The organism is Achromobacter aegrifaciens (genome assembly GCF_902859735.1).
Classification (GTDB): domain Bacteria; phylum Pseudomonadota; class Gammaproteobacteria; order Burkholderiales; family Burkholderiaceae_B; genus Achromobacter; species Achromobacter aegrifaciens.
The window spans coordinates 148897-162598 of the sequence record NZ_CADIJY010000001.1 but is presented as its reverse complement, the minus strand read 5'-3'; the positions used below and the strand labels follow the sequence as shown (position 1 = coordinate 162598).

The 13702-nt window shown below is 67.3% G+C and carries 11 protein-coding genes; 4 read left to right on the top strand and 7 right to left on the bottom strand.

The features are described 5' to 3' along the window. Nucleotides 1-147: 147 nt before the first annotated feature. Nucleotides 148-1557 (top strand): MFS transporter, encoded by a 1410-nt coding sequence (locus HV766_RS00725; protein ID WP_175162023.1) that lies wholly within the window; start codon nt 148-150, stop codon nt 1555-1557. Between the two features lie 7 nt (nt 1558-1564). Here the strand turns inward: HV766_RS00725 and HV766_RS00720 are convergent, their stop codons facing one another. The 7 genes from HV766_RS00720 to hutC all read right to left on the bottom strand — a co-directional run bounded on the left by HV766_RS00720 (nt 1565) and on the right by hutC (nt 9969). Further along, entirely contained in the window at nt 1565-2317 is a 753-nt protein-coding gene (locus HV766_RS00720) for a carbon-nitrogen hydrolase family protein (protein ID WP_254593258.1), read from the bottom strand. Nucleotides 2318-2463: 146 nt separating this feature from the next. Next, on the bottom strand, nt 2464-3681 hold the full coding sequence (gene hutI / locus HV766_RS00715; RefSeq protein WP_175180381.1) for an imidazolonepropionase: 1218 nt from the start codon (nt 3679-3681) through the stop codon (nt 2464-2466). A gap of 26 nt (nt 3682-3707) precedes the next feature. Continuing rightward, nucleotides 3708-5237 carry a histidine ammonia-lyase gene (gene hutH, locus HV766_RS00710; protein ID WP_175180380.1) on the bottom strand — a complete coding sequence of 510 codons (1530 nt, stop codon included), beginning with the start codon at nt 5235-5237 and terminating at the stop codon, nt 3708-3710. A 27-nt stretch (nt 5238-5264) separates the two neighbouring features. Then, nucleotides 5265-6683, bottom strand: a complete 1419-nt coding sequence (locus HV766_RS00705) for a purine-cytosine permease family protein (RefSeq protein ID WP_119449898.1) — start codon at nt 6681-6683, stop codon at nt 5265-5267. Between the two features lie 66 nt (nt 6684-6749). Then, entirely contained in the window at nt 6750-8429 is a 1680-nt protein-coding gene (gene hutU / locus HV766_RS00700; protein WP_054455354.1) for a urocanate hydratase, read from the bottom strand. Between the two features lie 197 nt (nt 8430-8626). Next, nucleotides 8627-9229, bottom strand: coding sequence for a HutD/Ves family protein (locus HV766_RS00695; protein ID WP_119449897.1), 603 nt, complete (start codon nt 9227-9229; stop codon nt 8627-8629). Continuing rightward, nucleotides 9226-9969 (bottom strand): histidine utilization transcriptional repressor HutC, encoded by a 744-nt coding sequence (hutC, locus tag HV766_RS00690; protein WP_054455358.1) that lies wholly within the window; start codon nt 9967-9969, stop codon nt 9226-9228. Before hutC ends, HV766_RS00695 begins: the two co-directional genes overlap by 4 nt. A 209-nt stretch (nt 9970-10178) precedes the next feature. Between hutC and HV766_RS00685 the strand changes: the two genes are divergently transcribed. From HV766_RS00685 to HV766_RS00675, 3 genes are all read left to right on the top strand, one after another. Continuing rightward, complete coding sequence (locus HV766_RS00685; protein WP_054455908.1) at nt 10179-10469, top strand: metal-sensing transcriptional repressor; 291 nt, start codon at nt 10179-10181, stop codon at nt 10467-10469. 29 nt (nt 10470-10498) lie between these two features. Beyond that, nucleotides 10499-11608 (top strand): S-(hydroxymethyl)glutathione dehydrogenase/class III alcohol dehydrogenase, encoded by a 1110-nt coding sequence (locus HV766_RS00680; RefSeq protein ID WP_054455360.1) that lies wholly within the window; start codon nt 10499-10501, stop codon nt 11606-11608. 169 nt (nt 11609-11777) lie between these two features. Beyond that, a complete protein-coding gene (locus HV766_RS00675) occupies nt 11778-13697 on the top strand; it encodes a bifunctional metallophosphatase/5'-nucleotidase (RefSeq protein ID WP_175180379.1) in 1920 nt (639 codons plus the stop codon). The last annotated feature ends 5 nt before the right edge of the window (nt 13698-13702 follow it).

Genomic DNA, 13702 nt, shown 5'->3' with positions numbered 1-13702 from the left:
CGCAGGCGGCAGGATAAGGAGAAACGCCCTGCAAGGAAAGCCAGCTCCCCACCCGGTCCGCGGGCCGGATCCCTTAACACGTTCTAGAATCAGTGATCGCAGCTTCCGGCCCTCTGTCCGGACGCGTTGCCCCCCGTGGTCCCGTACATGCTCTCGTTCTCCCGCAATACCGTCTATCCGGCCGGCGTCGGCCTGCCGGCAGCCGAACGCCCGGGCGCGCTCCTGGCCGTCATGCTGGCCCTGTGCATGGCCAGCCTGGACACCGCCATCGCCAACACGGCGCTACCCACCATTGCGCGCGACCTGCAGGCCAGCGATGCCGGGTCCATCTGGATCGTCAGCGGCTATCAGCTGGCCATGGTGGCGGGCCTGCTGCCGGCCGCGGCGCTGGGCGAAATCCTGGGCCACCGGCGGGTCTATATCGTGGGGCTGGCCATCTTCATCCTGTCTTCGCTGGCCAGCGGCTTGGCGCCGTCCTTGCCCACGCTGGTGATCGCGCGCGTGCTGCAAGGCCTGGGCGCGGCCGGCGTCATGAGCGTCAATGGCGCGCTGCTGCGCTTCATCTACCCCTCGCACCTGTTGGGCCGCGGCCTGGGCCTGAACGCCATGGTGGTGGGCATCTCCTTCGCGGCGGGGCCGACCGTGGCTTCGGCCATCCTGCTGCTGGGATCCTGGCACTGGCTGTTTCTGATCAACGTGCCCATCGGCCTGCTGGCTTTCGCGCTGGGCCTGCGCAAGCTGCCCGGGACCGCGCGCGCGCCGCATCGCTTCGATGGACTGGCCGCAGTGCTGTGCGCCCTGACGCTGGGCCTGTTCGTGCTGGGGTCCAACGAATTGGCGCACGCCGCCCCCTTGCCGCGCGTGGCGCTGGAATGGGGCATCGCCGCAGCCAGCCTGTGGCTGCTGATGCGCCGGCAGGCCGGCCACCCCGCGCCCATCCTGGCGGTGGACCTGTTGCGCCGGCCCTTGTTCGCGCTGTCCGCAGCCACTGCCGTGTGCGCGTTCGCGGCGCAGGCGCTGGCCTTCGTGTCGCTGCCGTTCCTGCTGCAAGCCACGCTCGGCTACAGCCAGGTGCAGACCGGCTTTCTCATCACGCCCTGGCCGGTAGTGGTGGCGATCATGGCGCCGATAGCGGGACGGCTGTCGGACCGCTATGCGGCCGGCGCCCTGGGCGGCGTGGGTTTAGCCCTGCTGGCGCTGGGCCTGGCCTCAATGGCGCTGATGCCGGCCTCGCCATCAGTCTGGGACCTCTGCTGGCGCATGGCGCTGTGCGGCGCCGGCTTCGGCTTCTTCCAGTCGCCCAACCTGCGCGCCATCATGATGTCGGCGCCGGCCTCGCGCGCCGGCGGCGCCAGCGGCATGATAGGCACGGTGCGGCTGCTGGGCCAGGCCTCGGGCGCGGCCCTGGTGGCCGCCTGCTTCAACATTTCCAGCACGCACGGCGCCATTGCCGCGCTGTGGCTGGGTTGCGTGTGCGCCGCGCTGGCCTGCGTCGCCAGCTTTTCGCGGCTGCGCTTTGACGCAAGCGAGCCGGCGCAGGCCGGCTCGACGCGCTAGCGCCGCGCTATTCCCGCACGTAGCACGGGTACTGCGACTGCTGCGCGCGCGCACGCGCCGGATCCACCTCGATCACCACGATGGATTCGGTATCGCTGGTTTGCGCCAGGGGTTCGCCATCCGGCTGGAACGCGAATGCCGTCCCCCCGAATACCTGCCCCGCCGCCGTGCGCCCCGCTCGGTTCGAGCTGACCACATAACAGCCCGACACCAGCGCCGCCATGGCGCCCGCCGTCAGCCAGCGGCGCGTCGACGCGCTACTGGCTCGCGGCGCCACGATCAGCTCGGCGCCCGCGCGTCCGTAGGCGCGCGAGCGCTCGTTGAACATCAATTCGGTGCATAGCTGCACGCCCAGGCGTATGCCGCCCACCTCGAATACCTCGAAGCCGTCCATGGCGGCATGGAACCAGGTCGCTTCGAAATAGCCCGGTTCCTCCGGGAAGTACTGCTTGTGGTGCAGCCGTGTGTAGCGGCCGTCCTGCAAGGCGAACGCCTCGTTGGCCAGCCGTCCACCCGCATGCACCGGCCGCGACGACACGACGGCCGGCACTCCCAGCGCCGCCAGCGCATCCAGGCCCGCCTCGTGGATGCGCACCGACGCTGCCGCGCGATCCGCGTCGTATTGCGGGTCCGCGGCCACCCAGGGGCCGAACGGCATTTCACTGGTCACCAACAGATCCGGGGCCAGCTCGCCGATGCGTTCGGCGATGCCTTCCCAGGTCGCGCCCTTGGGCTCCAGATCGGCCGGCCCTTCCATCATGCATATCCGCATACCCACATCCAATCTGATCGCGCGCTCCGGGATGGGCGCGTCATCCACGGATGGTAGACCGCCTGCGGCGACTGCGGACGCGCGCGGGTCCAAGCCGTCCGTTGCGGGCGCGATCCTGTCCGGATCTGCCCGTTTCAGGCAAGCGTTGCGGCGTCGACCAGCGCGCCATGCCGGACCACCCGCCTGGGCAGATCGCCGCCTATCCAGTAGGCCAGTTCGGCGGGATGCTGCACCTCCCAGGCGACGAAGTCCGCATACTTGCCGGCTTCCAGCGTGCCATGCGTGGCCTGCAGGCCCAGCGCTTTGGCCGCATGCGCCGTCGCCCCCGCCAACGATTCTTCGGGCGTCAGGCGGAACAGCGTGCAGGCCATGCTCAACATCAGCCGCAGCGACAGAGCGGGCGAGGTGCCGGGATTCAGGTCGCTGGAGATGGCGATGGGTACGCCATGGCGGCGCAACAGGTCGATGGGAGGCAGCTTGGTCTCGCGCAGGGCGTAGAACGCCCCAGGCAGCAGCACCGCCACCGTGCCGGCCTGCGCCATTGCCAGCACATCGCTTTCGGTCAGGTATTCCAGATGGTCCGCCGACCAGGCGCCATAACGTGCGGCCAGCGTCGCGCCGTGCAACGAAGACAGTTGCTCCGCATGCAGCTTCACGGGCAGCCCCAGTTCACCCGCGGCCTGGAACACCCGTTCGACCTGCGCCGGCGTGAATGCCAGATGCTCGCAGAAGGCATCCACCGCGTCGATCAGGCCCTCGGCCGCCAGTACCGGCAACATGCGGCGCGCAACTTCATCGACGTAGTCGTCGGCCCGCCCGGCATACTCGGGCGGCAGCGCGTGCGCGGCCAGGCAGGTCGCGCTGACGGTCAGCGGCAAAGTCTGGCCCAGGCGCCGCGCCACCCTGAGCATCTTGCGCTCGTTGGGCAGGTCCAGCCCATAGCCCGATTTCACTTCCAGCGTGGTCACGCCGTCGCGCATCAGATGCAGGGCGCGCCTGCGCGCGCTGGCGTAGAGTTCGTCCTCGCTGGCGGCGCGGGTGGCGCGCACGGTGCTGGCGATGCCGCCGCCTTGCGCGGCAATGGTGGCGTAGTCCACGCCTTGCAGGCGCTGCTCGAACTCCAGGCTGCGATCGCCGCCAAACACCAGATGGGTGTGGCAATCGATCAATCCGGGCGTGACCCATGCGCCGCCCAGGTCATGCTCGCCCGCAACGTCCGCTGGCGGCAGCGTTGCCTCGGGACCGATCCATTCGATACGGTTCTCGCGCGTGACGATGGCGGCCCGTTCGATCACGGAGTATTTGCCTTGCGCCATCGTGGCTGCGTGGCAATTGCGCCAGACCTGTCTCATGCGTAGGCTCCTGTTGCGCGCCGGCGTTAAAGACTGGGCAACAGGCCCGCCGGCACCAGCGCCGTCAGACCCTGGCCCGCGATGAGCAGACTCGCCGCCTCGATGTCGGGTGCGAAGAAGCGGTCCCGCTCATAATGCGCCACTTTCTCGCGCAACAGGCCGCGCGCACGCTCCAGCTTGGGCGCGGTCTTCAGGCCCTGGCGGAAATCCAGGCCCTGGCAGGCGCCCAGCCATTCGATCGCGAGGATGTCGCGCACGTTCTCGGCCATGGGCCAGAGCCGCTTGCCCGCATTCGGCGCCATGGACACGTGGTCCTCCTGGTTGGCCGAAGTCGGCAGGCTGTCCACGCTGGCCGGGTGCGCCAGCGCCTTGTTGTCGCTGGCCAGCGCCGCCGCGGTCACCTGGGCAATCATGAAGCCGGAGTTCACGCCGCCGTTGCTCACCAGGAACGGCGGCAGCTGCGACATGTGCTTGTCCATCATCAGCGAAATACGGCGTTCGGACAGCGCGCCGATCTCGGCCAGCGCCAACGCCAGGTTGTCCGCCGCCATGGCCACGGGCTCGGCATGGAAGTTGCCGCCCGACACCACGTCGCCCTGCTCGACAAACACCAGCGGATTGTCCGAGACCGCGTTGGACTCGATCTCCAGCACCTGGGCCGCATGGCGTATCTGCGTCAGGCAGGCGCCCATGACCTGCGGCTGGCAGCGCAGCGAATAGGGGTCTTGCACCTTGTCGCAGTTTGCGTGTGAATGCCCGACCTCGCTGTCCTCGGTCAGCAGATCGCGGTACACGGCCGCCACGTCGATCTGGCCAGGCTGACCACGCGCGGCGTGGATGCGGGGATCGAACGGTGCGCGCGATGCCAGCATGGCTTCCACGCTGAGGCTGCCGCAGACCAGCGCGGCAGCCAGCAGATCCTCGGCCTCGAACAGGCCGCGCAGCGCATAGGCCGTCGAAACCTGCGTACCGTTCAAGAGCGCCAGGCCTTCCTTGGCGGCCAGCGTCAGGGGTTCCAGCCCCGCCTGGGCCAGCGCTTCGCGCGCGGGCAGCCAGGCGCCGCGATGGCGCGCCTTGCTCTCGCCCAGCAGCAGCAGGGACATGTGCGCCAGCGGCGCAAGGTCGCCCGACGCGCCCACCGATCCCTTCAGCGGAATATGCGGATAGACCTCGGCGTTCACCAGCGCGATCAACGCGTCGATGACCTTGCGGCGGATGCCCGAATAACCCCGCGCCAGGCTGTTGATCTTCAACACCATGATCAGCCGCACCATCGCGTCGTCCAGCGCCTCGCCCACTCCGGCCGCGTGCGACAGCACCAGCGAACTCTGCAGGGCTTCCAGGTCCTCGCGCGCGATCCGCGTCGTGGCGAGCAGCCCGAATCCGGTGTTGATGCCGTAGGCCGTGCGGCCTTCATCGATGATGCGTTCGACGCAGGCCACGCTGGCCTCGATCGGCCCGGCGGCAGCCGGGTCCAGCGTCACGCGCGCCGGCTGCTGATAGACGCGCCGCAAGTCCGCCAAGGTCATGTGGCCGGGTGTCAGATGCAATTCCATTGTTGTTCTCCTAGGCGTGTGCCGGCGTCAAAGCGTATGGGTGGCGCGGGCGGCGCCGCGAGGTTGCGGTACGGCATCCCGGCGCGCGAACAGGTAATACAGGATGCTGGGCACGACCAGGCCGATGATCCACGAGATATCCACCCCGCCCAGGCGCTCGACCATCGGACCCGTGTAGAGCTTGGTCGAAATGAAGGGCATCTGCACCAGCACCCCGAACAGATATATCAGGATCCCTGGCCAGTTCCAACGGCCATAGCGCCCATTCGGATCCGACAGCGCTTCCACGTCGTATTGCTCGCGGCTCACGAAGTAGTAGTCGACCAGATTAACCGCGCTCCACGGCACGAAAAACGCCAGCAGGAACAGGATGAAGGACTTGAACGCGTTCAGGAAGGAATGCTGCCCGATCAGCGCCACCGCCGTGGCCGCCGCGACGATCACCAGCACCAGCAGCGCGCGCTGCCGGCGGGAAATCTCCACATGTCCGCGAAAGCCGCTGGCGATGGTCGCGATGCACATGAAGCTGCCGTAGGAGTTCAGCGTCGAAATCGTGACCTTGCCGAACGCGATGGTGAAGTACAGCAGCGCGGCCATGGCTCCCGTGCCGCCCAGCCCGACGATGTAGGCGACCTCGCGCCCGGCAAACTGGCCGGCCGCCATGGCCGCGGCCAGCACGCCCAGCACCATTGCAATCTGCGCGCCCAGCACCGAACCCAGCCCTACCGCCAGGAAGGTCTTGAACGACGAGGTCCGGCTCGGCAGATAGCGCGAGTAGTCCGCGACGTAAGGCCCATAGGCGATCTGCCACGATGCCGCCAGTGAAACCGACAGCAGGAAGGAACTCCACGTGAAGTGGCGGATCTGCAGCAACTGGCCCACGTCGCCCAGCGCGATCACGCGGCTGAACAGGTAGAAGAAGGCAATGATGCCCAGCACCGTCGCGATCCGCCCGATGATGTGGATCATGCGGTAGCCGAACAACGTCACCCCGGCGATCACGGCGGCGAATATCAGGATGCCGGCCGTATCGCTCACGCCGAACAACTGGCCCAGGGCCTGCCCCGACAGCACCGTGCCCGTGGCCGTGAATCCCAGGTACATCAGGCACACCAGCACGATGGGGATCGCCGCGCCATAGACGCCGAACTGCACCCGGCTGGAGATCATTTGGGGCAATCCCAGCTTGGGTCCCTGGGCCGCATGCAGCGCCATCACCGCGCCGCCAAAAACCTGGCCGACGAACAGCCCGATCAGCGACCAGAAAACGTCTCCGCCCAGCACCACCGCCAAGGCTCCGGTGATGATGGCGGTGATCTGCAGATTGGCGCCCATCCACAGCGTGAACTGGCTGTAGAGCTTGCCGTGGCGCTCCGTTTCGGGAATGAAATCGATCGAGCGCCGCTCGATGAGCGGCCCTCTTGCTGCCTGGCTGTCCTGAGTCATTGCGTAGTCTCGGTCATGGCGTATGGACGGGCGCGGTCGCGGCCCGCAGGTATGGGCGGCGCGGTATCAGCGCTTGCCCGCAAGCATGGGCAGATTCAGGCCCTGCTCCTGCGCGCATTCAATGGCGGCTGCGTAGCCCGCGTCGGCATGCCGCATGACGCCCGTGCCCGGATCGTTGGTCAGCACGCGGGCGATGCGCTCGGCCGCCTCGTCCGTGCCGTCGCAGACGATGACCATGCCGGCATGCTGCGAAAAACCCATGCCCACGCCGCCGCCATGGTGCAGCGACACCCAGGTCGCGCCGCTGGCCGTGTTCAGCAGTGCGTTCAGCAGCGGCCAGTCGGATACCGCATCCGAACCGTCGCGCATCGATTCCGTTTCACGGTTGGGGCTGGCGACAGAGCCGGAATCCAGATGGTCGCGGCCGATGACGATGGGCGCCGACAGCTCGCCCGTGCGAACCATTTCATTGAACGCCAGGCCCAGCTTGGCGCGCTGGCCCAGGCCCACCCAGCAGATGCGCGCCGGCAGGCCCTGGAAGCTGATGCGTTCGCGCGCCATGTCCAGCCAGCGGTGCAGGTGTGCGTCGTCCGGGATCAGTTCCTTGACCTTGGCGTCGGTCTTGTAGATGTCCTGCGGATCGCCCGACAGCGCGGCCCAGCGGAACGGGCCCACGCCGCGGCAGAACAATGGCCGGATGTAGGCGGGCACGAAACCCGGAAAATCGAACGCGTCCGCCACGCCTTCTTCCTTGGCCATCTGGCGGATGTTGTTGCCATAATCGAAGGTCGGAACGCCCTGGCGCTGGAAGGCCAGCATGGCCTGCACGTGCACCGCCATGGACTGCTTGGCCGCCTTGATGACCGCGGCCGGTTCGCGCTTGGCGCGCGCGCGATAGTCCTGCCAGGTCCAGCCGGCCGGCAGATAGCCGTTCAGCGGATCGTGCGCGCTGGTCTGGTCCGTCACCATGTCCGGGCGCACGCCGCGGCGCACCAGTTCCGGCAGGATCTCGGCGGCGTTGCCGCACAGGGCGATGGAAACGGCGCGGCCTTCCTGCGTATACTTGGCGATGCGCGCCAACGCGTCGTCCAGGTCGCGCGCCTGTTCGTCCACATAGCGGGTGCGCAGGCGGAAATCGATGCTGGTCTGCTGGCATTCGATGTTCAGCGAGCAGGCGCCAGCCAGCGTGGCCGCCAGCGGTTGCGCGCCGCCCATGCCGCCCAGGCCGGCGGTCAGCACCCAGCGCCCTTTGAGGTTGCCGCCATAGTGCTGGCGGCCCGCCTCGACGAAGGTCTCGTACGTACCCTGCACGATGCCCTGGCTGCCGATGTAGATCCAGCTGCCCGCCGTCATCTGGCCGTACATGGCCAGGCCCTTGGCATCCAGTTCGTTGAAGTGTTCCCAGGTGGCCCAGTGCGGCACCAGGTTGGAGTTGGCGATCAGCACGCGCGGCGCGTTGGCATGGGTCTTGAAAACGCCTACCGGCTTGCCGGATTGCACCAGCAGGGTTTCGTCTTCGTTCAGGTTCTTGAGCGATTCGACGATCTTGTCATAGCAATCCCAGTCCCGGGCGGCGCGGCCGATGCCGCCGTAAACCACCAGTTCCTTCGGGTTCTCGGCCACGTCGGGATCCAGGTTGTTCATCAGCATGCGCAAGGGGGCTTCGGTCAGCCAGCTCTTGGCGTTCAGTTGCTTGCCGCGCGGTGCGCGGATGACCACGTCGCGGTATCGGTTCGAGTTGTCCAAGAGGCTCTCCTTGATCGGTTCGGTTGCGCGCCTGCGTGGCGCTGCGCTTGTCTGGATCATAGGATGCCTATGCTTGTATATACAAGTCAATATGAGTCGATTTTTCTCAGGGATTACCCGAATAAAAAAGCCGAGGCGACAGCACCCCGGCTTTCATCGGCAACAACGGAATACGGCCGCTCCAGGCGGCCGCGCAATCAGACGCTACGCGGCAACAGTTCGATCACGCAGGCGTCCAGCGGCGCTTCGGCCTCCAGCCGGTACTCGGCCAGGCAGTCCATGGACTCGGCATGCAGGCAGTCGTAACGCGACGGCAGCACTTGCGGCTTGCCGTCGATGCGCACCGTAAGCGCGCCGCCCGCCGTCAGCACCAGCACATCGCGCGCGGCGCTGTGGAATGTCCATGGCCCTGCGCCCGCCACCCACTGCAGCCGGGCATGCCAGCGCGCCGGCGCGTAGATCAGGTTGAAGTCGCGTATCGGCCCATCCAGCAGACGGCACTGCACTTGGGCCTCGCCTGCGAAGGCATAGGCCTGGCGCGGCGTGAGCGGCGTCTGCAGGCTGCCGTCCACCGTCAGCTGGATGCCCGAGCCCTCCAGTACCGTGATGATGCGCTGATAGCCCGTGAACGCGGAAAAGCCGCCGTCCTGCGCCACATCGGCGATGGACAGGCGCCAGTCGAACCCGGCCGCGCTGCCGCCGGGATTGCAGACGACTTCCTGCGTGGTGCCGCCGCCGTTGCGCCAGGGCATGCGCGGATAGTCGGCGGCGCGATACAGATGGACTTCGGGTTGCTTCATGAGGTGAACTTGCCTTCCAGGCGGTGCCGGGAACCAGGGTGAATCAAACGGGCCAGGGTGACGGCGCGATCGCCCGACCAGGTGCGGCGGCTGATCAGCAGACAGGGCTCGTCGCGCTCGATCTGCAACAGCTGGCATTCGCGCGGCTTGGCGAGGATGGCCTCGACCACGTGCTCGCCTTCGCTCAGCGGCGCGACGCGCGTCAGGTATTCGTACGGCGTGCTATGCGTGAAGTCCTGCTTCAGGTAGTCCGGCGCCAGGCCCACATTGACGTAGCGGTCCTCCAGCTGGATCGGCAGGTCGTCTTCGTAGTGCACGATGATCGAGTGGTACACCGGCTGCCCGGCGCGGATATCCAGCGCCAGCGCCTGTTCGGCGCCTGCAGGCTCTTCGGCCAGACGCACCACGCGGCTGTGGTGGCGATGATTGCGCGCCGCGATCTCGTCGGCGATGTTATTGACGGCGAACAGCGCCGAGCGCGCCTTGGGCTGGGCCACGAAGGTGCCCACGCCCTGCATGCGCACCAGCAGTCCCTCGGCCGTCAACTCGCGCAAGGCGCGATTGATGGTCATGCGGCTGAACCCGAGCTCATCGACCAGTTCGCTTTCCGACGGCACCCGGTAGTGTTCCGGCCACGCGCCGCTGCGGATCTGCTGAGCGATCATTTGCTTGACCTGCGCATAGAGGGGCGCAGGCGGCGCATTGGCCTGGATGGGCAACTTGGGGGGATTGGAAGCCATGGGAGATCCTGTAATGCGGCGCCAGGCGACGGATGGCGGTCAGCGCATAGTATAGACAGGTACAGACGGCTCGCGGATCCGCAGACCCCGCGCGGCCCCGGCTTGTCGCCCGCGCCGCGCCTAGGCATGGTCCCCGGCGCGGAAGTACCGTAGTGGACGTGGGCAGCCAGATTTTCTATACTCCCCCCCTGTATTCATCGGAGCCTGCCGTGCCGCACTCCCCGGAAGAGAAAAAACGCGTCGTCACCCGCTTGCGCCGCATCCAGGGCCAGGCGCTGGCGCTGGAGCGGGCCGTGAACGAAGGCACGGAATGCGGCGCGCTGCTGCAGCAGCTGGCCGCCTTGCGCGGCGCCGCCACCGGCCTGATGGCCGAGGTGCTGGAAAGCCATCTGCGCGAAACCTTCCTCCAAACCGCCCAGGGCGGCCGCCAGGACGCCACGATCGAACCCGAAGCCGAGATCGATCTCTTGATGCGCCTGGTCCGTTCCTATCTGAAATAACGCCATCTGACATACGTGGAGCCCTAACTATGAAATCACGCGCAGCAGTCGCATTCGGACCCGGCAAGCCGCTGGAAATCGTTGAAATCGACGTCGCCCCGCCGCAGCACGGCGAAGTGCTGGTGAAGATCACCCACACCGGCGTCTGCCACACCGACGCCTTCACCCTCAGCGGCGACGATCCGGAAGGCCTGTTCCCCGCCGTGCTGGGCCACGAAGGCGCGGGCGTGGTGGTCGAAGTCGGCGAAGGCGTGACTTCGCTGAAGCCCGGCGACCACGTCATCCCGCTCTACACGGCCGAATGCCGCGAATGCAAGTTCTGCCTGTCCGGCAAGACCAACCTGTGCCAGAAAGTGCGCGCCACGCAGGGCAAGGGCGTCATGCCCGACGGCACCTCGCGCTTCAGCTATGAAGGCAAGCCGCTCTACCACTACATGGGCTGCTCGACCTTCAGCGAATACACCGTGGTCAACGAGATCTCGCTGGCCAAGATCAATCCCGCCGCTCCGCATGAAAAGGTCTGCCTGCTGGGTTGCGGCGTCACCACCGGCCTGGGCGCCGTGCACAACACCGCCAAGGTCAAGGAAGGCGACACCGTCGCCGTGTTCGGCCTGGGCGGCATCGGCCTGGCCGTGATCCAGGGCGCGGTGCAGGCCAAGGCCGGCCGCATCATCGCCGTGGACACCAACCCCAACAAGTTCGTGCTGGCCAGCGCCATGGGCGCCACCGACTGCGTCAACCCCAAGGACCACGACAAGCCGATCCAGGACGTGATCGTCGAAATGACCGACGGCGGCGTGGACTTCTCGTTCGAGTGCATCGGCAACGTGCACGTCATGCGCGCCGCGCTGGAATGCTGCCACAAGGGCTGGGGCGAGAGCATCATCATCGGCGTGGCTGGCGCCGGCCAGGAAATCAGCACGCGCCCGTTCCAGCTGGTCACGGGCCGCGTCTGGCGCGGTTCGGCCTTCGGCGGCGTCAAGGGCCGCACACAGCTGCCGGGCATGGTGGAAGACGCCATGAGCGGCAAGATCGACCTGGACCCGTTCGTGACCCACACGCTGCCGCTGGAACGCATCAACGAAGCCTTCGACCTGATGCATGAAGGCAAGTCGATCCGCACGGTGATCCACTACTAAACCCGCGTCTTGCGGCAACGACGGGCCCGGCGCGAAATGCGCCGGGCCCGTTGCTTTTGCATGACAGGCTTGCGACATGTCGTCGCGCAACATGACAGCACTGTCATTCATTTCGGCGTCATCTTGACCCGCGACCATTCGCCCTCCGATGACAGAGGGGTACACGCGAATGAACACGTGGAAGAGGAACGCAGGCGCGGCCATGCTGAGCGCACTGGCGCTGCTGGCCGGCTGCGGCGGCGATGACGATGACGACAAGCCCGTCGAACAACCCGAGCAGCCGGCTCCCGGCCGGCCGATGGAACTGACGATCCTGCACATCAACGATCATCATTCCAACCTGGATAGCAAGAAGAAGGACCTCAAGCTCAAGAACGCTGCCGGCGCGCGCGTCGCCGTGAACGCCGATACGGGCGGCTTTCCGCGAGTGACGGGCGCGATCAACGCGCTGGCTGCGCAATCCGCCAACGTGCTCAAGCTGCACGCGGGCGACGCCACCACCGGCACGCTGTACTTCAACCGCGCGGGCGAACCGGGCGAGGCCGACGCGGCCATGATGAACACCGTCTGCTTCGACGCCATGACCCTGGGCAACCATGAGTTCGACAAGGGCGACAGCGGCCTGAAGCGCTTCATCGAACTGCTGCACGCGGGCGCCTGCCAGACGCCCGTGCTGAGCGCCAACGTCACGTTCGCCGCCGGCTCGGCGCTGAATCCCTCGCGTGCCCCCGGCATGGTCAAGCCCACCGTGGTCCTCAAGCGCGACGGCCAGGATATCGGCCTGGTGGGCCTGACCATCGCCGCCAAGACCCAGCAGTCCTCCAGCCCGGACGCCGGCACCGTGTTCTCGGACGAGACCATCGCCGCGCAGCAGCAGATCGACGCGCTGCGCGCGCAGGGCGTCAACAAGATCGTGGTGATGAGCCACATCGGCTACAGCTATGACAAGCAGGTGATCGCGCAGCTGAGCGGCGTGGACGTGGTGGTGGGCGGCGACTCGCACACGTTGCTGGGTCCCGCCTCCATGGCGGACTATGGCGTGGGCTCGCCCGCGGGCGCCTATCCCACCGTGCTCCAGGACAAGGACGGCAAGCGCGTCTGCCTGGTGCAAGCGTGGGAATACTCGCAGGTGGTCGGCGAGCTGAAGGTGAGCTTCGACGCCAACGGCGACGTCACCGCCTGCGCCGGCACGCCGCATGTGCTGATGGACGGTCCGCTGAAGGTCGCCGGCGCCGCACCCTCGGCAGCCGACGAGGCGGCGATCCAGGCCGACATCCAGGCCAGTGGCTTCCTGCGCATGCAGACGCCGGACGCGCAGGCCGCGGGCGTGCTGCAGCCGTTCAAGGCCAAGGTCGACCAGTTCAGCCGCAGCCTCGTCGCTTCGGTGCCGCAGGAACTATGCTCGCGGCGCGTGCCGGGCGGCCCCGGTTCGCGCGACTACAGCCGCTCCAGCGCCGCCTGCAACACGCTGGGCAGCGTCAGCCTGCGCGGCGGCGACATCCAGCAGCTGGTGGCCCAAGCCTACCTGGACGTGGCCAACGCCAGTTATGGCGGCGCCGACATCTCGCTGCAAAGCGGCGGCGGCGTGCGCGTGCCGCTACTGGGCAACGTAACGGCGGCCAACGTGATCGAAGTGGTGCCTTTCGGCAATATGCTCTGGCGCCTGGATGTGACCGGCGCCGAGGTCAAGAGCATGCTGGAAGACGGCATGCAGGCAGTCTACGGCGCGGGCGGCTCCACCGGCCCCTATCCTTATGCCGGCGGCCTGCGCTGGGACGTGAATGCGGCCCAGGCCCAGGGCAGCCGCGTGTCCAACATCGAAGTCCGGGATCAGGCCAGCGGCAACTGGCTGCCGCTGGACGCGGGCCGCAGCTACAAGCTGTTCGTGCTGAGCTTCAACGCCACCGGCGGCGACGGCTACAAGACCCTGGCCAACGTGCCGGCCTCGCGCCGGCAGGACATCGGCGTGCTGGATGCCGACGTGCTGCAGGCCTACATCGACAAGCAGGCCAAGGACCCGGTCAGCGGCCTGCCGGTGCTGAATCTGCTGCCCGTGAGCCTGTACAGCACCAAGACGTACAGCGAGTAGCGGCA

What these genes read in the sequence shown, in the direction of transcription:
- hutI (WP_175180381.1), bottom strand. Translation starts at nt 3,681, where the DNA reads ATGAGACAGGTCTGGCGCAATTGCCACGCAGCCACGATGGCGCAAGGC.
- hutC (WP_054455358.1), bottom strand. Translation starts at nt 9,969, where the DNA reads ATGGCTTCCAATCCCCCCAAGTTGCCCATCCAGGCCAATGCGCCGCCT.
- HV766_RS00695 (WP_119449897.1), bottom strand. Translation starts at nt 9,229, where the DNA reads ATGAAGCAACCCGAAGTCCATCTGTATCGCGCCGCCGACTATCCGCGC.
- HV766_RS00675 (WP_175180379.1), top strand. Translation starts at nt 11,778, where the DNA reads ATGAACACGTGGAAGAGGAACGCAGGCGCGGCCATGCTGAGCGCACTG.
- HV766_RS00725 (WP_175162023.1), top strand. Translation starts at nt 148, where the DNA reads ATGCTCTCGTTCTCCCGCAATACCGTCTATCCGGCCGGCGTCGGCCTG.
- HV766_RS00680 (WP_054455360.1), top strand. Translation starts at nt 10,499, where the DNA reads ATGAAATCACGCGCAGCAGTCGCATTCGGACCCGGCAAGCCGCTGGAA.
- HV766_RS00720 (WP_254593258.1), bottom strand. Translation starts at nt 2,317, where the DNA reads ATGATGGAAGGGCCGGCCGATCTGGAGCCCAAGGGCGCGACCTGGGAA.
- hutH (WP_175180380.1), bottom strand. Translation starts at nt 5,237, where the DNA reads ATGGAATTGCATCTGACACCCGGCCACATGACCTTGGCGGACTTGCGG.
- HV766_RS00705 (WP_119449898.1), bottom strand. Translation starts at nt 6,683, where the DNA reads ATGACTCAGGACAGCCAGGCAGCAAGAGGGCCGCTCATCGAGCGGCGC.